This window comes from Nocardioides hungaricus, assembly GCF_054782915.1.
Map to the genome: position 1 here is coordinate 67087 of NZ_BAAGRO010000009.1, position 15358 is coordinate 82444.

A 15358-nucleotide genomic window follows, 5' to 3' on the forward strand; every position below is an offset into this window, starting at 1 on the left:
GTCCCAACCACCACACCATCACCGGAGGACACAGTCATGAGCGGCGGAATGCGCAGGATCGGCGAGTACCTCGGCCTGCTCGAGGACACCGGCCGGTACGACGACGAGTACGACGTCCGCGACGAGTACGAGACCCAGGAGACCGTGCCCGTGCGCCCCTCGAAGCGCGAGGGCCGCCCGGCTCCCGTGTCCGACATCTCCGAGCGCCGTCGCCCGGCCTCGGGCCCGACCGGAGTGGTGGCCGAGCTGTCCCGCATCACGACCCTGCACCCGCGCACCTACAACGAGGCGCGCACCGTCGGCGAGAACTTCCGCGAGGGCACGCCGGTGATCATGAACCTCTCCGAGATGGACGACGCCGACGCCAAGCGCCTCGTCGACTTCGCGGCCGGGCTGGTCTTTGCGACCCGTGGCACGATCGAGCGCATCACCAACAAGGTGTTCCTGCTCTCGCCGCCGAACGTGTCGGTGGCCGCCGAGGACAAGCAGCGGATCGTCGAGAACGGGTTCTTCAACCAGAGCTGAGGCCAACGGTGCAGGTGGTCGGGGTGGTCATCGAGATCGTCCTCTGGTTCTTCATCGCGTTCCTCTGGATCCGGTTCGTCGTGGACTGGGTCCAGGTCTTCGCACGGTCGTGGGTGCCCCGGGGCGCGCTGCTCGTGGGCCTCGAGGGCGTCTACTCCGCGACCGACCCGCCGATCAAGGCGCTGCGGCGCGTGATCCCGCCGCTGCGGATCGGGAGCATCTCCTTGGACCTGAGCTTCCTGATCGTGCTGATCGCGGCGTACGTGCTGCTCCGCGTCAACCGAGGGATCTTCCTCTGACCGGTGTTGCTCCTGATGCGGGTGAGCCACTCACCTGCGCAGGCGCTATTGTTCGACCGACAGCAACGATCGAGATGGAATGGGTGAGGTCATGCCGCTGACGCCTGAGGACGTGAGCAACAAGCGCTTTACTCCTGTCCGGCTCCGCGAGGGCTACGACATGGGTGAGGTCGACCAGTTCCTCGACGAGGTGGAGGCCGAGCTCGCGCGTCTCACGAAGGAGAACGACGACCTTCGCTCGAAGCTCGCCACGGCCCAGTCCGGCGGCGTATCGACCGAGACGGCCCCGCAGCCCCGCGTCGAGGAGCGCGCCCCGGAGCCGGAGCCGGTCGCGGCGCCGACCCCCGTGGTCGCCGCGAGCCCGGTCGAGACGATCCGGGTCGAGACCGTCCCCGAGGCCTCGAACGCCGCCGCGCGGCTGCTCGAGATCGCGACCCGCAACGCCGACGAGCTGGTCGAGGACGCGAAGAACGAGGCCGACAAGATCATCGGCGAGGCCCGCACCAAGGCCGAGCGCCTGGAGTCGGAGTCGAAGACCAAGGCCGACCGGCTCGAGTCCGACGCCCGCACCCGCGCCCAGATGCTCGACTCCGAGACCGCCGAGCGGCGTCGCCAGATGTTCGGCGACCTGGAGAAGGACCGCGACAAGCTCAACGCGGAGGTGGAGAACCTCCGCTCGTTCGAGCGTGAGTACCGCTCTCGTCTGAAGAGCTACTTCTCCCAGCAGCTCGAGGCGCTCAACACCGGCGGCTCGGACGGCCCGCTGTCGTCCTCCGACGACGCCCCGGCGCCCAAGCGGCTCCGCTCGATCCTCGGTGAGGACGACTCCTGAGCCCAGCCTGATCCCGGCCCGGCCCACTCGTGCGCGGCGGCCGGCCCCGACTCCGGGGCCGGCCGCCTTCGCGTCCCTTCGCTCCGCCACGGTGCGCCTGATTTGAGGCGCTAGGGGTCACCCGCTACCCTCCCCGCACACCCTGTGGCTCACCCCACCGCCGCCGAGGCCCGAGGAGGCCCGACCATGGCTCGCAGCACGAGGAAGTCGCTCGCCGGGCAGGCGGCCTCCGCCGCCCGCAAGGTCATCACGCGCAAGCCCGCCGCGAAGAAGGCCGCGAAGTCCACGGCGCCGGCGAAGAAGGCGGCAGCCAGGAAGACCGCGGCGAAGACCACCCCGGCCACGAGGACCGTCGCGGCCAAGGCGGCGCCGGCGAAGAAGGCGCCGGCCAAGAAGGCGCCGGCCAAGAAGGTGGCGGCGAAGAAGGCTCCGGTCAAGGTGGCGGCGAAGAAGGCTCCGGTCAAGGTGGCGGCGAAGAAGGCCGCGCCGGTCAAGAAGGCGCCGGTCAAGAAGGCGCCGGCCAAGAGGGGGGCCCCGGCCAAGAAGGCCGCGTCGACCAAGAAGGCGGCGCCCGCGAAGAAGGCTCCGGCCAAGAAGGCTCCGCGCAGCGCCCTGGTGGTCAAGGCGGGCGAGGCCGGGTGGACCAAGGCCGAGCTCAAGGAGGTCCTCGGCGAGCTGCGCGAGCAGCGCGACCACAGCCTGGGCATCATCGCGGCCCAGGAGGCCGAGCTCAGCGGGCTGATGCGCGACTCCGGCGACGGGGCCGGCCAGGACCAGGCCGACCTCGGCGCGACCAGCTTCGAGCGCGACCACGAGCTCACCGTGCTCAACAGCGAGCGCGACAAGCTGGCCCAGATCGAGCGCGCCCTGGCCCGCATCGACGACGGCACCTACGGCGTGTGCGAGTCGTGCGGCGACCCCATCGGCAAGATGCGGCTGATGGCGTTCCCTCGTGCCACACTGTGCCTGACATGCAAGCAGCGCGAGGAGCGTCGCTGACCGGCGACGACAACGGCACCAGCCGTCACCCAGGCCGTCCCGAGGGCTCTCGGGCCCGTTTCATCCTGATCTTCGCGGCGGTCGCCCTCACGGCGTACGCCGTCGAGGTGCTCTCGAAGGTCCTGGCCGTGCGCGAGCTCGCCGACCGCCCCGACATCGAGCTCATCGGCGACTTCCTGGTGCTGCACCTGGTGCGCAACCCGGGGGCGGCGTTCAGCCTGGGCACGTCGTACACCGAGGTCTTCAGCGTCCTCGCGATCGTCGCGGTCTGCGTGGTGCTGTGGCTGGCCCGCAAGGTCGGGAGCGTCGGCTGGGCCTGCGCGCTCGGATTCCTGTTCGGCGGCGTCGCCGGCAACCTCACCGACCGCCTGGTGCGTGAGCCCGGGCCGCTGCGCGGGCACGTCGTCGACATGTTCATGATCCCGAACTGGCCGGTGTTCAACGTCGCCGACATCTTCATCAACATCGCGGCGGGGCTGATCCTCGTGCAGGTCTTCCGGGGCATCAGGGTCGACGGCACCCGCGTCGAGCGCGAGCCGGCGGCGGAGACGGAGGAGTGACGGCCGGGGCCGACCACCGGTCCCTGCCGGTGCCGGAGAGCCTGGCCGGCGAGCGCGTGGACGCCGCGATGGCGCGGCTGTTCGGGCTCTCCCGGACGCGCGCGGCCGACCTGATCGCCACCGGGCACGTCGCCCTCGACGGCCACCGCCCCGGCAAGAGCGAGCGGGTGCTCCCGGGCTCGACGCTCGACGTGACCATCCCCGTCGAGGCCGACCCCCTCGAGGTCGTGCCGGAGGTCGTCGAGGGGATCACGGTCATCCACGACGACGACGCGATCGTCGTGATCGACAAGCCCGTCGGCGTCGCAGTGCACCCCTCGCCGGGCTGGTCCGGCCCGACCGTCGTGGGCCACCTCGCCGGCGCCGGCTTCCGGATCTCCACCAGCGGCGCCTCCGAGCGGCAGGGCATCGTGCAGCGCCTCGACGTCGGCACCTCCGGCGTGATGGTGATCTGCAAGTCCGAGCACGCCTACTCGCGCCTGAAGAACGCGTTCCGCCACCGGCGGGTCGACAAGGTCTACCACGCGCTCGTCCAGGGCCACCCGGACCCGCTCGCGGGCACCGTCGACGCGCCGATCGGGCGGCACCCCAGGGCCGACTACAAGTTCGCCGTGATGGCCGACGGCCGGCACAGCGTCACCCACTACGAGACGCTCGAGGCGCACCGGTTCGCCAGCCTCCTGGAGGTCCACCTCGAGACCGGCCGCACCCACCAGATCCGGGTGCACATGGCCGCGCTCAAGCATCCGTGCGTCGGCGACCTGACCTACGGCGCCGACCCCACGCTCGCGAAGCGGGTCGGCCTCGAGCGGCAGTGGCTGCACGCCGTACGCCTCGGCTTCGAGCACCCGGACACCGGCGAGCACGTCGAGTACGAGTCGCCGTACCCCGAGGACCTCGCGCAGGCGCTCGAGGCGATCCGCGATGCGCATTAGGCCCGCGGACGAGTCGGACGCCGACGCGGTCGCGACCGTCCACGTGCGCAGCCGGGCCGCCGCCGCGATGCCCGCGGGCGTCCACACCGACGACGAGGTACGGCGGTGGCTCGGCCGCCGGCTGGAGCACGACGACGTCTGGGTGGCCGAGGTCGACGGCGATGTCGTCGGGTACGTCCGGCTGACCGCCACCTGGCTCGACGACCTCTACGTGCTGCCCGAGCATGCCGGTCAGGGGGTGGGCTCGGCCCTGCTCGAGCTCGCGAAGGCCCGGCGTCCGGGCGGCTTCTGCCTGTGGGCCTTCGAGGCCAACGCGCCCGCGCGCGGCTTCTACGCCCGCCACGGGCTGGTCGAGCTCGAGCGCACCGACGGCTCGGGCAACGAGGAGGTCGCCCGACGTACGCCTGGCCTGGCCGGGCACCGATCCGCTGGCCTTCCTCCGGGGCCTGATCGACGAGGTCGACGAGCAGCTCGGCGACCTGCTGGCCCGCCGCGCCGCGCTCACCCGCGCCGTCCAGGGGCACAAGGACGACCCCGCCCGTGACCTCGCGCGTGAGCAGGAGATCGCCGCCGCGATGGCCCGCCGGGCGCCTGCGCTCGGCCCCGAGCGGCTCTCCCGGATCGTGCACGCGATCATCACCGAGAGCCTGGACGCCGCCGCCGAGCGCTGACGCGGGACTGTCGGCGGTTGCTGCCACGATCGACCTCGGCGGCGGGTTAGGCTGACGTCCTTCCCCCTGGACAACGCCCGGTCGCGCCGTGGCCCGGTCCGGCATGCCCGCACAACCCCGAGGAGTGGCCCGCAGCGATGGCGAACGGCTCCCAGGACTCCTTCGTCCACCTCCACGTCCACACCGAGTACTCCATGCTCGACGGCGCGTCGCTGCTCGACGGGCTGTTCTCCCGGGTGGCCGCGCAGGAGATGCCGGCCATCGCGATGACCGACCACGGCAACCTCCACGGGGCGTTCGACTTCTGGTCCAAGGCGCGCCGGCACGGCGTCAAGCCGATCATCGGCATCGAGGCATACCTGACCCCCGGCACGCCACGCGGCGAGCGCAAGCGGATCCGGTGGGGCAAGGGCGACGTGGCCGAGGAGGGCGGCAACGACGTCGCCGGCGCGGGCGCCTACACCCACATGACGATGTGGGCCGAGAGCACCGAGGGCATGCACAACCTGTTCCGACTCTCGTCCCGCTCCAGCCTCGAGGGCTTCTTCTACAAGCCCCGGATGGACAAGGAGATCCTCCAGCAGCACAGCAAGGGGATCATCGTCAGCACCGGCTGCCCCAGTGGCGCGATCCAGACCCGGCTGCGGCTGGGCCAGTGGGACGAGGCGGTCCGCGAGGCCGGTGAGCTGCAGGACATCTTCGGCCGCGACAGCGTGTTCCTCGAGCTGATGGACCACGACATCGCGATCGAGCGCCAGGTCCGCGACGACCTCCTCCGGCTCGGTCGCGAGCTCGGCATCCCGCCGCTCGCGACCAACGACTCCCACTACAACAACCCCGAGGACGCCGACGCCCACGACGCCCTCATCTGCGTCGCGTCCGGCAAGCGGCTCTCCGACACCAACCGCCTCAAGTTCGACGGTGGCGGCTACTACATCAAGTCCGCCGCCGAGATGCGCGAGCTGTGGGCCGACCGTCACGGCATGCGCGAGGCCTGCGACAACACCCTGCTCATCGCCGAGCGCTGTGAGGTGGAGTTCGTCGAGTCCACCGGCGGCTACATGGCGCGCGCCGACGTCCCCGCCGGCGAGACCGAGGAGAGCTGGTTCCGCACGGAGGTCTGGCGCGGCATCGAGGCCCGCTACCCCGGTGACCGGCTGACCCAGGAGGTCAGGGACCGCGTCGAGATGGAGCTCGCGGTCATCTCCCAGAAGGGCTACTGCGGCTACTACCTCGTGGTCGCCGACTTCATCCAGTGGTCCAAGCGCAACGGCATCCGCGTCGGACCGGGCCGCGGCTCGGGCGCGGGCTCGATCGCGGCGTACGCCCTGAGCATCACCGACCTGTGCCCGCTCGAGCACGGCCTCTTCTTCGAGCGGTTCCTCAACCCCGAGCGCCCGTCGATGCCCGACTTCGACATCGACTTCGACGACCACCGCCGCGGCGAGGTCATCAGGTACGTCACCGACAAGTACGGCGCCGACCGGGTTGCCCAGATCGCCACGTTCGGCCGGCTGAAGGCCAAGGCCGCGATCAAGGACGCCGCGCGCGTGCTCGACCACGGCTTCGCGATCTCCGACCGGATCACCAAGGCGCTGCCGCCCGACGTGATGGGCAAGGGCGTGCCGCTCACGGCCATCTTCGACCCCGAGCACAAGCGGTACGGCGAGGGTGGGGAGTTCCGCGCGCTGCACGAGCAGGACCCCGACGTCCGCACCATCTACGACACCGCGGTCGGGCTGGAGGGCCAGATCCGCAACTGGGGCGTGCACGCGGCCGGCGTGATCATGTCGAGCGAGCCGCTCATCGACGTCGTGCCGATCATGGCCCGCCCGCAGGACGGCGCGATCATCACCCAGTTCGACTACCCGATGTGCGAGGCGCTCGGGCTGGTCAAGATGGACTTCCTCGGCCTGAGCAACCTCCACATCCTCGACAACGCGGTCGCCAACATCGAGGCCAACCGGGGCGAGCGAGTCGTGCTCGAGGGGCTGCCGTTCGACGACCGGCCCACCTACGAGCTGATGGGCCGCGGTGACACGCTGGGCGTCTTCCAGCTCGATGGTGCCGGCATGCGGGCGCTGCTGCGCTCGATGCAGCCCGACCAGTTCGCCGACATCACCGCGGTCAGCGCGCTCTACCGGCCGGGACCGATGGGCGCCGACTCGCACAACAAGTACGCCCATCGCAAGAACGGCCGCCAGCCGATCGAGCCGATCCACCCTGCCCTCGCGGAGGCGCTCGAGCCGGTCCTGGGGGAGACCTACGGCCTGATCGTCTACCAGGAGCAGGTGATGGCCATCGCCCAGGCCCTGGCCGGCTTCTCGCTGGGCGCCGCGGACAACATGCGCCGTGCGATGGGCAAGAAGGACGCCGCCAAGCTCGCCAAGGAGTACGACGGGTTCGAGGCCGGCATGCTCGAGCGCGGCTACCCCCAGGACGCCATCGAGAAGCTGTGGGAGATCCTGGTCCCGTTCGCCGACTACGCGTTCAACAAGTCGCACTCGGCGGCGTACGGCGTCATCACCTACTGGACCGCCTACCTCAAGGCCAACTACCCGGCCGAGTACATGGCCGCGCTCCTGACGTCCGCCCGGGACGACAAGGACAAGATGGCGATCTACCTCAACGAGTGCCGCCGGATGAAGATCCAGGTGCTCCCGCCCGACGTCAACGAGTCCGCCCACGACTTCACCCCGGTCGGCAACGACATCCGCTTCGGCCTGACCGCGATCCGCAACGTCGGCGCGAACGTCGTCGACGGCATCGTGGCCGCGCGCGGGGAGAAGGCCCGCTACGAGGACTTCAACGACTTCCTGTCCAAGGTCCCGGCCCACGTCTGCAACAAGCGGGTCATCGAGTCCCTCGTCCTCGCCGGGTCCTTCGACGACATGAAGCACCGGCGTCGCGCGCTGCACCTCGTCCACGAGGCGGCGGTCGACCGCTACGTCGGCCTCAAGCGCGAGGACGAGGGCCAGGACTCGCTGTTCGGCGGCTCGGGCGACGAGGTGGTCTTCGACGTGAGCGTCGCGATCCCCGACGTCGACGAGTGGGACAAGATGACGCTGCTGAGCCGTGAGCGGGAGATGCTCGGCCTCTACGTCTCCGACCACCCGCTGCTCGGCCTCGAGCATGTGCTCTCGGCCGGCACCGACTGCACGATCGGCCAGCTGATGATGGACGAGAGCCGGCCCGACGGCAGCCAGGTCACCGTGTCCGGCCTGGTCACCTCGGTGCAGCGCAAGATCACCAAGCGCGGCGATGCCTGGGCGCTGGTCACCGTCGAGGACCTCGAGGGTGCCATCGACGTCCTGCTGTTCCCGAGCTCCTGGCAGCTGTGCGGCCAGGTGGTCTCCGAGGACGCGATCGTCACCGTCCGCGGCCGGCTGTCCCGGAGCAAGGACCAGCCCGAGATCATGGGTCAGGAGGTCACCCTCCCCGACATCTCCGAGGGCCCGTCCGGCCCGGTCGCGATCACCCTGCCCTCGACCCGGTGCACGCCGCCGGTCGTCCAGCAGCTCAAGGACGTCCTCGCGACCCACCCGGGCGTCACGGAGGTGCGCCTGCGACTCTTGACCCGTGAGCAGACCATGGTCATGCGCCTCGACGACAACCTCCGGGTCACCCCCAGCCCGGCGCTCTTCGCGGACCTCAAGCAGCTGCTCGGGCCCGGATGCCTGACCGGGTGAGGCAGAGTCTCGTCCAGATCGGTCTCGCTGTGCTGCTGCTCGCCGTCGTCGGCGTGGTGGCCGGGTTCGTCTGGGAGTGGGTGTGGACCGCGCCGGACGGTGCGGTCGTCGACGGCGCCTGGGTCGCCCAGGACGAGGCCAACCTGCGTGGCGTGTTCTCCGGGACCGCGTGGTACGTCGTCGTCGCCAGCGCCGCCGGCCTGATCGGTGGCGCGCTCGTCGCGCTCCTCCTCGACCGCTTCCCGCTGGCGACGCTGCTCGGCCTCGTGGTCGGCTCGCTGCTCGGCGCGTTCCTGATGCTCCGCGTCGGCGTCGCCCTCGGCCCGGGCGACCCGGTCGCGGCCGCGCGGTCGGCAGGCGAGGGCGCCACGGTCCCCGGCGTCCTTGCCGTCTCCGGCAGCACCCCGTTCGTCGCGATGCCGGCCGGTGCGCTGGTCGCGCTGGCGCTGGTGTTCATCGGGCTGATGGCCCGCGACCGGGTCAGGCCCGGCTGATCGGGGCGGTCACCGCGCTCGTCGCGGTCACCAGGTCGTCGGGCGCCAGCCCGAGGTCGAGGCCGCGCCGCCCGCCCGAGACGTAGACGACGTCGAAGCCGAGCGCGGTCTCGTCGAGGACGGTCGGGTGCGGACGCCGCTGGCCGACCGGCGAGATCCCGCCGGCGACGTACCCCGTGGCGCGCTCGGCGTCAGCGACGTCGGCCATCGCCGCCCTGCTGCCGCCGGCCGCGCGGGCCAGCGCCTTGAGGTCGAGCCGGCCGGAGACCGGGACGATGCCGACGATCAGCCGGCCGTCGACGGTCGCCAGCAGCGTCTTGAACACCTGCGCCGGGTCGAGGCCCAGCCGACGACCCAGCAGCTCGGCCGCCTCGAGGCCGTACGACGCCGCCCGCGGGTCGTGCTCGTACTCGTGCACGGTGAACTCGATGCCGGCCCGGGTCAGGGCGACCGTGGCCGGCGTGCCGCCTGACGGCTTCCTCTTCGCCACGGGTCCTCCATGTCAGTGGTTCCGGCCGACTCTCGTCTTACCGGATTTCGACGCGCCCGCGCTCGTTCCTCGCGTGGCCGCTGTCAGTTCGGCGACCAGCGGGTGCGGGCGACCTCGGTCGCGGGCAGGGACGGGATCACGTTCATCGCGCGCAGCTCCGAGCGCAGCAGGTCGGTCACCATCACCAGGCGCACGGCGGCGTCCTCGGCCTCCAGCAGCGCCTGCCGCTCCGGCATCGGCAGCGGCGCGACCGCGGCCAGCGTCCAGGAGAGATAGGTCGGGTCGCGAGGGAGCGTGCCGGCGTAGGGGTCGCTGCGGAGGTCGGCCAGCGCCGCGCGGTACGCCGTGAACGCGATCCGCGCCTGCTCCAGGATCCCGTCGGCGACCGGGGCCTCGGGGTCGGGGTGCTCGGTGACGTGGCCGACCGGGAACGCCCCGCCGGTCTCGAGCCGGTCGAGCTGGATCCGCTCCTGCCCGACGGCGACGACGTCGAAGGTGCCGTCGGGGTGTTCCTCGATCTCGGTGAGCTGCATCCGGACGCCGACCCGGTAGAGCGACTGGGCCCCGTGGTCGCCCACCTCGTAGCCCTCGCGGATGCCGACCGACCCGAACAGCCGCCGGGCCGGGTCCTCGACCCGGCGCAGGTGGTGCACCATCGCGCGGTAGCGGTCCTCGAACACGGTCAGCGGCACGGACACGCCCGGGAAGAGCACCGCGTTGAGTGGGAACATCGGCAGCGGGTCGCGCACGGATCCAACGTAGCCGCCGGCGCCTGTGGATGGGCGGTTGCGGCGCGCCGGGTGGACGCCGACGCTCGACGCATGGTCGACGATCGGGAGGTGAGGCACCATGGGGGTCATGACGACGCTGCCGCGCGGCCGTGCGCTGACGGTCGCGGACATCGAGGCGATGCCCGACGACGGGCAGCGCTATGAGCTCGTCGACGGCGTGCTGGTCGTGAGCCCGACGCCGGACTGGCGGCACCAGGTCGCACGCGACGAGCTGCTCGGGTTGCTGAAGGCGGCCGCCCCGGGTGACGTGCGCGTGGTCGGCGCACCCGCGGCGGCGATCATCGACGAGCGGACCTGGGTCGAGCCCGACATCGTCGTGGCACCGAAGTCCGACTTCGGCGACAAGTACCTCGACCGGCCGCCGCTGCTGGCCGTCGAGGTGCTCTCCCCGTCGAACCGGATCTATGACCTGAACACCAAGTTCGCGCGCTACGAGCGGGCGCGGATCCCGTCGTACTGGGTGGTCGATCCACTCGAGCTGCGGCTCGTGGTCTGGGAGCTGGTCGAGGGGCGGTACGTCGAGGTCGCCGACGTCGGCCCGGGCGAGCACTGGACGGCGACCAGGCCGTTCGCGGTCACGATCTCGCCCGGCGAGCTGACCGACTGACCGACGGACGCGCTGCGGCACGGGCGGCGCGCGCTCGTAGAATCGAGCCATGATCTCGCGCATCGACCTGCGGGGAGTGGACCGGACGACGGTGGACTACCGCGCAGCCGTGCCCCGCGCCGACTTCGACGTCGAGGCGGCGGCGCCGGCGGTGCAGGCGATCTGCGAGGACGTCCGGACCCGCGGGCTGGACGCCATCCGGGAGTACTCCCAGCGCTTCGACGGCGTCGCCGTCGACGACATCCGGGTCGCGCCGGAGGCGATCGCGCGCGCCCTCGACGAGCTCGACCCGGACGTCCGGGCCGGCCTCGAGGAGTCGATCCGCCGGCTGCGCGCCACCTGCGCCGCGGAGCTCGAGCGCGACGTGGTCACCGACCTCGCTCCGGGCGCCCGGGTCACCCACCGCAAGGTGCCGATCGACCGGGTCGGGCTCTACGTCCCCGGCGGTCTCGCGCCGCTGGTGTCCAGCGTGCTGATGAACGTCGTGCCTGCCCAGACCGCGGGCGTCGCGTCGATCGCGCTGGCCAGCCCGCCGCAGCAGGAGTCCGGCGGCGCCGTGCACCCGACGATCCTGGCGGCGTGCGCGCTGCTCGGGGTCGACGAGGTGTACGCCGTCGGCGGCGCGCAGGCGATCGCGATGTTCGCCTACGGGGTCGGCCCGTGCGCCAAGGTCGACCTGGTCACCGGGCCGGGCAACATCTACACCGTCACCGCGAAGCGGCTGCTCAAGGGCCGGGTCGGCATCGACTCCGAGGCCGGGCCGACCGAGATCGCGATCCTCGCCGACGACACCGCCGACGCGGCGTACGTCGCCGCCGACCTGATCAGCCAGGCCGAGCACGACCCGCTGGCCGCCGCGGTCCTGGTCACGCCGTCCGAGCGGCTCGCCGCCGACGTCGAGGCCGAGCTGGACAAGCAGGTCTCCGCGACCAGGCACGTCGAGCGGATCCGCACCAGCCTCTCCGGGCCGCAGTCCGGCATCGTGCTCGTCGAGGACCTCGAGCAGGGGCTCGCCGTGGTCGACGCGTACGCCGCCGAGCACCTCGAGATCCACGCCGAGGACGCGGCGGCGTGGGCTGCCCGGGTCCGCAACGCGGGCGCGATCTTCGTCGGCCCCTACGCGCCGGTCAGCCTCGGCGACTACTGTGCCGGCTCCAACCACGTCCTGCCGACCGGCGGCTGCGCCTGCCACAGCAGCGGGCTGTCGGTGCGCGCGTTCACCAAGTCGGTGCACGTCGTCGAGTACTCCCGCGAGGCGCTCGGCGAGGTCGCCGGCCACGTCGTCACGCTCGCGAGCGCCGAGGACCTCCCGGGTCACGGCGCCGCGGTCTCGGTCCGGTTCGAGCGATGAGCTGGCCCCCGATCCGGGAGGAGCTGCGGGGCCTCCGGCCGTACGGCGCGCCGCAGTTGGACGTGCCCGTGCAGCTCAACACCAACGAGAACCCCTACGGTCCCAGCGACGCCTGCGCCGACGACATCGCCGCGGCGGTGCGCGCCGCCGCCACCACGCTCAACCGCTACCCCGACCGCGAGCACGTCGAGCTGCGCACCGCGCTGGCGGCGTACCTCTCGCGCGACACGCCGCACGGCGTGGGCGTCGAGCAGGTGTGGGCGGCGAACGGCTCCAACGAGGTGATGCTGCAGCTGCTGCAGGCCTTCGGCGGCCCGGGCCGCTCGGCGATGAGCTTCGCGCCGACGTACTCGATGTATCCGGAGTACGCCCGCGACACCTCCACCACCTGGGTGCAGGGCCGCCGTGCCGAGGACTTCAGCCTCGACGTCGACGCCGCGCGCGAGGCGATCGAGCGGGAGCGGCCGAGCGTGGTGCTGCTGCCGAGCCCCAACAACCCGACCGGCACCGCGCTGCCGCCCGAGGCCGTCGGGCTGCTGTGCGAGGCGGCCGCCGAGAACGGGCAGAGCGGGCTAGTCGTCGTCGACGAGGCGTACGGCGAGTTCCGCCGCGAGGGCGTGCCGAGCGCGCTCGAGCTGCTGCCGTCGTACCGCAACCTGGTCGTCACCCGCACGATGAGCAAGGCGTTCGCCGCCGCCGGGCTGCGGCTGGGCTACCTCGCCGCCGACCCGGCGATCTGCGACGCGATCCGCGTCGTCCGGCTGCCCTACCACCTCTCCGCGGTCACCCAGGCGACCGCGCTCGCGGCGCTGAAGCACGCGCCCGAGCTGCTGGGGAAGGTCGACGAGCTGCGCGCGGAGCGCGACGGATGCGTCACCTGGCTGCGCGAGCAGGGCCTGACGGTGGCCGACAGCGACGCGAACTTCGCGTTGTTCGGCACGTTCGAGGACCGGCATGCTGTGTGGCAGCGGCTGCTCGACCGGGGCGTGCTCATCCGCGAGGTCGGGCCGGACGGGTGGCTGCGCGTGTCGATCGGCACCGCAGACGAGATGATGGCGTTCAGGCAGGCACTGACGGAGGCCCTGCAGATGGAGGTTGGCAGATGAGTCGCACCGCGCGGATCGAGCGGCAGACCAAGGAGTCGAAGGTCCTCGTCGAGGTCGACCTCGACGGCACCGGCCGCACCGACATCTCCACGGGCGTGGGCTTCTACGACCACATGCTCGACGCGCTCGGCCGGCACGCGCTGGTCGACCTCACCGTGCAGACCGAGGGCGACACGCACGTCGACGCCCACCACACCGTCGAGGACACCGCGATCGTGCTCGGCCAGGCGCTGCGCGAGGCGCTCGGCGACAAGCAGGGCATCCGCCGCTTCGGCGACGCCACCGTGCCGCTCGACGAGGCGCTGGTGCAGGCCGTCGTCGACGTGTCCGGCCGCCCCTACTGCGTGCACACCGGCGAGCCCGAGGGCCAGCAGTACGTCGTCTTGGGTGGCGACTACCTCGGCTCGCTGACCCGCCACGTCTTCGAGACGATCGCGTTCCACGCCCACCTCGCGCTGCACGTGCGGGTGCTGGCCGGCCGCGAGCCGCACCACATCGTGGAAGCCCAGTTCAAGGCGTTCGCCCGAGCGCTCCGCGACGCGGTCGCGCTCGACCCGCGCGAGACCGGGGTGCCGAGCACGAAGGGTGCTCTGTGACCCGACCCGACGTCGTGGTTCTCGACTACGGGTCGGGGAACCTCCGCTCCGCCGTGCGCGCGGTCGAGCGCGCCGGTGCCGCGGTCACGCTGACCTCCGACCGCGCGCTGGCGCAGGAGGCCGACGGCCTCGTCGTACCCGGGGTGGGTGCATTCGCGGCCTGCATGCGGGGCCTGCGCGCGATCCGCGGCCACGAGGTGATCGGCCGGCGGCTCGCGGGCGGGCGGCCGGTGCTCGGCATCTGCGTGGGCATGCAGATCCTCTTCGAGCGCGGGGTCGAGCACGGCGTCGAGACCGTGGGCTGCGACGAGTGGCCGGGCGTGGTCGAGCGGCTCCAGGCGCCGGTGGTGCCGCACCTGGGCTGGAACACCGTCGACGTCGCCCCGGGCGGCACCCTCCTCGAGGGCGTCGAGGACGAGCGCTTCTACTTCGTGCACTCCTACGGCGTGCGCGACTGGACGCTGGAGACCAACGACCGCACCCGCTCGCCCCTGGTCCACTGGACCACGCACGGCGGCGACCGGTTCGTGGCCGCGGTCGAGAACGGCCCGCTCAGCGCGACCCAGTTCCACCCGGAGAAGTCCGGCGACGCCGGGGCCGCCCTGCTCCGCAACTGGGTGGACTCCCTGTGAGTCGCGCCCGCCCCCGCCACCTCCCGGAAGCGAAGGACATGACCATGCCGTCGGGCTACCTCGAGCTCCTCCCCGCCGTCGACATCACCGAGGGCCGGGCGGTCCAGCTCGCCCAGGGCGTCGCCGGCTCCGAGCGCGTGTACGGCGACCCGGTGGCCGCCGCGATGCGCTGGCAGGACGCCGGGGCGGAGTGGATCCACCTGGTCGACCTGGACGCGGCGTTCGGCCGCGGCTCCAACCGCGAGCTGCAGGCCGAGATCGTCGGGGCGCTGGACGTCCAGGTCGAGATGAGCGGCGGCATCCGCGACGACGAGTCGCTCGCGGCGGCGCTCGCCACCGGCTGCCGCCGGGTCAACATCGGCACCGCCGCGCTCGAGCGGCCGGGGTGGTGCGCCCGGGTCATCGCCGAGCACGGCGACCGGGTCGCGATCGGGCTCGACGTCCGCGGCCGCACGCTCGCCGCCCGCGGCTGGACCCAGGACGGCGGCGACCTCTACGAGACGCTCGCGCGCCTCGACGGGGAGGGCTGCGCCCGCTACGTCGTGACCGACGTCAACAGGGACGGCATGCTGGCCGGTCCCAACCTCCAACTGCTCCGCGACGTCTGCGCGGTGACCTCCGCACCCGTCGTGGCCTCCGGAGGAGTGACCACGCTCGACGACATCCGGGCGCTGATGTCGCTCGTGCCAGAGGGCGTCGAGGGCGCGATCGCCGGCACGGCGCTCTACGAGGGCCGGTTCACCCTCGAGGACGCGCTCGCGCTCACGAAGGGCTCCTGAGC

The 15358-nt window shown here is 72.1% G+C and carries 18 protein-coding genes; 16 read left to right on the top strand and 2 right to left on the bottom strand.

All coding sequences use genetic code 11. The features are described from left to right. Positions 1 to 36: 36 nt before the first annotated feature. The 10 genes from ACYVKX_RS04050 (at position 37) to ACYVKX_RS04095 (ending at position 9004) form a co-directional block, all read left to right on the top strand. Positions 37 to 525 (top strand): cell division protein SepF, encoded by a 489-nt coding sequence (locus ACYVKX_RS04050; RefSeq protein WP_460829310.1) that lies wholly within the window; start codon positions 37 to 39, stop codon positions 523 to 525. 23 nt (positions 526 to 548) lie between these two features. Beyond that, positions 549 to 824, top strand: a complete 276-nt coding sequence (locus ACYVKX_RS04055; protein ID WP_460829311.1) for a YggT family protein — start codon at positions 549 to 551, stop codon at positions 822 to 824. A gap of 91 nt (positions 825 to 915) precedes the next feature. Continuing rightward, a complete protein-coding gene (locus tag ACYVKX_RS04060) occupies positions 916 to 1656 on the top strand; it encodes a DivIVA domain-containing protein (protein WP_460829312.1) in 741 nt (246 codons plus the stop codon). Between the two features lie 186 nt (positions 1657 to 1842). After that, the gene (locus ACYVKX_RS04065) at positions 1843 to 2655 is read left to right on the top strand and encodes a TraR/DksA family transcriptional regulator (protein ID WP_460829313.1); all 813 of its coding nucleotides are present in this window, start codon (positions 1843 to 1845) and stop codon (positions 2653 to 2655) included. Further along, positions 2628 to 3215: a signal peptidase II gene (gene lspA, locus ACYVKX_RS04070; RefSeq protein WP_460829314.1), complete on the top strand. Its 588-nt coding sequence runs from the start codon at positions 2628 to 2630 to the stop codon at positions 3213 to 3215. The genes ACYVKX_RS04065 and lspA overlap by 28 nt, the downstream gene beginning before the upstream one ends. Then, positions 3212 to 4150: an RluA family pseudouridine synthase gene (locus ACYVKX_RS04075; RefSeq protein ID WP_460829315.1), complete on the top strand. Its 939-nt coding sequence runs from the start codon at positions 3212 to 3214 to the stop codon at positions 4148 to 4150. The genes lspA and ACYVKX_RS04075 overlap by 4 nt, the downstream gene beginning before the upstream one ends. After that, entirely contained in the window at positions 4140 to 4694 is a 555-nt protein-coding gene (locus tag ACYVKX_RS04080) for a GNAT family N-acetyltransferase (protein WP_460829316.1), read from the top strand. The genes ACYVKX_RS04075 and ACYVKX_RS04080 overlap by 11 nt, the downstream gene beginning before the upstream one ends. Continuing rightward, positions 4633 to 4821 (top strand): hypothetical protein, encoded by a 189-nt coding sequence (locus tag ACYVKX_RS04085; RefSeq protein WP_460829450.1) that lies wholly within the window; start codon positions 4633 to 4635, stop codon positions 4819 to 4821. Before ACYVKX_RS04080 ends, ACYVKX_RS04085 begins: the two co-directional genes overlap by 62 nt. A 137-nt stretch (positions 4822 to 4958) precedes the next feature. Beyond that, positions 4959 to 8510, top strand: coding sequence for a DNA polymerase III subunit alpha (gene dnaE, locus ACYVKX_RS04090; protein ID WP_460829317.1), 3552 nt, complete (start codon positions 4959 to 4961; stop codon positions 8508 to 8510). Next, positions 8507 to 9004, top strand: a complete 498-nt coding sequence (locus ACYVKX_RS04095; RefSeq protein WP_460829318.1) for a hypothetical protein — start codon at positions 8507 to 8509, stop codon at positions 9002 to 9004. The genes dnaE and ACYVKX_RS04095 overlap by 4 nt, the downstream gene beginning before the upstream one ends. Here ACYVKX_RS04095 and ybaK read toward each other — a convergent pair. Together ybaK and ACYVKX_RS04105 are read right to left on the bottom strand one after the other, a co-directional pair. Further along, positions 8991 to 9494: a Cys-tRNA(Pro) deacylase gene (gene ybaK, locus ACYVKX_RS04100; protein WP_460829320.1), complete on the bottom strand. Its 504-nt coding sequence runs from the start codon at positions 9492 to 9494 to the stop codon at positions 8991 to 8993. The two genes, ACYVKX_RS04095 and ybaK, sit on opposite strands and share 14 nt — an antisense overlap. Before the next feature lie 83 nt (positions 9495 to 9577). Further along, a complete protein-coding gene (locus ACYVKX_RS04105; RefSeq protein ID WP_460829321.1) occupies positions 9578 to 10243 on the bottom strand; it encodes an LON peptidase substrate-binding domain-containing protein in 666 nt (221 codons plus the stop codon). 109 nt (positions 10244 to 10352) lie between these two features. On the opposite strand from ACYVKX_RS04105, the gene ACYVKX_RS04110 reads away from it, so the two are divergent. The 6 genes from ACYVKX_RS04110 to priA are packed head-to-tail and all read left to right on the top strand — an operon-like array spanning position 10353 to position 15356. Beyond that, positions 10353 to 10892 (top strand): Uma2 family endonuclease, encoded by a 540-nt coding sequence (locus ACYVKX_RS04110; protein ID WP_460829322.1) that lies wholly within the window; start codon positions 10353 to 10355, stop codon positions 10890 to 10892. A gap of 49 nt (positions 10893 to 10941) precedes the next feature. Further along, positions 10942 to 12243, top strand: a complete 1302-nt coding sequence (hisD, locus tag ACYVKX_RS04115) for a histidinol dehydrogenase (RefSeq protein WP_460829323.1) — start codon at positions 10942 to 10944, stop codon at positions 12241 to 12243. Further along, complete coding sequence (locus ACYVKX_RS04120; RefSeq protein WP_460829324.1) at positions 12240 to 13349, top strand: histidinol-phosphate transaminase; 1110 nt, start codon at positions 12240 to 12242, stop codon at positions 13347 to 13349. Before hisD ends, ACYVKX_RS04120 begins: the two co-directional genes overlap by 4 nt. Continuing rightward, positions 13346 to 13945 (top strand): imidazoleglycerol-phosphate dehydratase HisB, encoded by a 600-nt coding sequence (gene hisB / locus ACYVKX_RS04125; RefSeq protein ID WP_460829325.1) that lies wholly within the window; start codon positions 13346 to 13348, stop codon positions 13943 to 13945. Before ACYVKX_RS04120 ends, hisB begins: the two co-directional genes overlap by 4 nt. Continuing rightward, on the top strand, positions 13942 to 14577 hold the full coding sequence (gene hisH, locus ACYVKX_RS04130) for an imidazole glycerol phosphate synthase subunit HisH (RefSeq protein ID WP_460829326.1): 636 nt from the start codon (positions 13942 to 13944) through the stop codon (positions 14575 to 14577). The genes hisB and hisH overlap by 4 nt, the downstream gene beginning before the upstream one ends. A 38-nt stretch (positions 14578 to 14615) precedes the next feature. Next, positions 14616 to 15356: a bifunctional 1-(5-phosphoribosyl)-5-((5-phosphoribosylamino)methylideneamino)imidazole-4-carboxamide isomerase/phosphoribosylanthranilate isomerase PriA gene (priA, locus tag ACYVKX_RS04135; RefSeq protein ID WP_460829327.1), complete on the top strand. Its 741-nt coding sequence runs from the start codon at positions 14616 to 14618 to the stop codon at positions 15354 to 15356. Positions 15357 to 15358 lie beyond the last annotated feature (2 nt).

Excerpts from the sequence above, each read along its gene's own strand:
- ACYVKX_RS04050 (WP_460829310.1), top strand. The coding sequence starts at position 37 with ATGAGCGGCGGAATGCGCAGGATCGGCGAGTACCTCGGCCTGCTCGAG.
- ACYVKX_RS04060 (WP_460829312.1), top strand. The coding sequence starts at position 916 with ATGCCGCTGACGCCTGAGGACGTGAGCAACAAGCGCTTTACTCCTGTC.
- ACYVKX_RS04065 (WP_460829313.1), top strand. The coding sequence starts at position 1,843 with ATGGCTCGCAGCACGAGGAAGTCGCTCGCCGGGCAGGCGGCCTCCGCC.
- lspA (WP_460829314.1), top strand. The coding sequence starts at position 2,628 with ATGCAAGCAGCGCGAGGAGCGTCGCTGACCGGCGACGACAACGGCACC.
- ACYVKX_RS04080 (WP_460829316.1), top strand. The coding sequence starts at position 4,140 with ATGCGCATTAGGCCCGCGGACGAGTCGGACGCCGACGCGGTCGCGACC.
- dnaE (WP_460829317.1), top strand. The coding sequence starts at position 4,959 with ATGGCGAACGGCTCCCAGGACTCCTTCGTCCACCTCCACGTCCACACC.
- ACYVKX_RS04110 (WP_460829322.1), top strand. The coding sequence starts at position 10,353 with ATGACGACGCTGCCGCGCGGCCGTGCGCTGACGGTCGCGGACATCGAG.
- hisD (WP_460829323.1), top strand. The coding sequence starts at position 10,942 with ATGATCTCGCGCATCGACCTGCGGGGAGTGGACCGGACGACGGTGGAC.
- ACYVKX_RS04120 (WP_460829324.1), top strand. The coding sequence starts at position 12,240 with ATGAGCTGGCCCCCGATCCGGGAGGAGCTGCGGGGCCTCCGGCCGTAC.
- hisB (WP_460829325.1), top strand. The coding sequence starts at position 13,346 with ATGAGTCGCACCGCGCGGATCGAGCGGCAGACCAAGGAGTCGAAGGTC.
- priA (WP_460829327.1), top strand. The coding sequence starts at position 14,616 with ATGACCATGCCGTCGGGCTACCTCGAGCTCCTCCCCGCCGTCGACATC.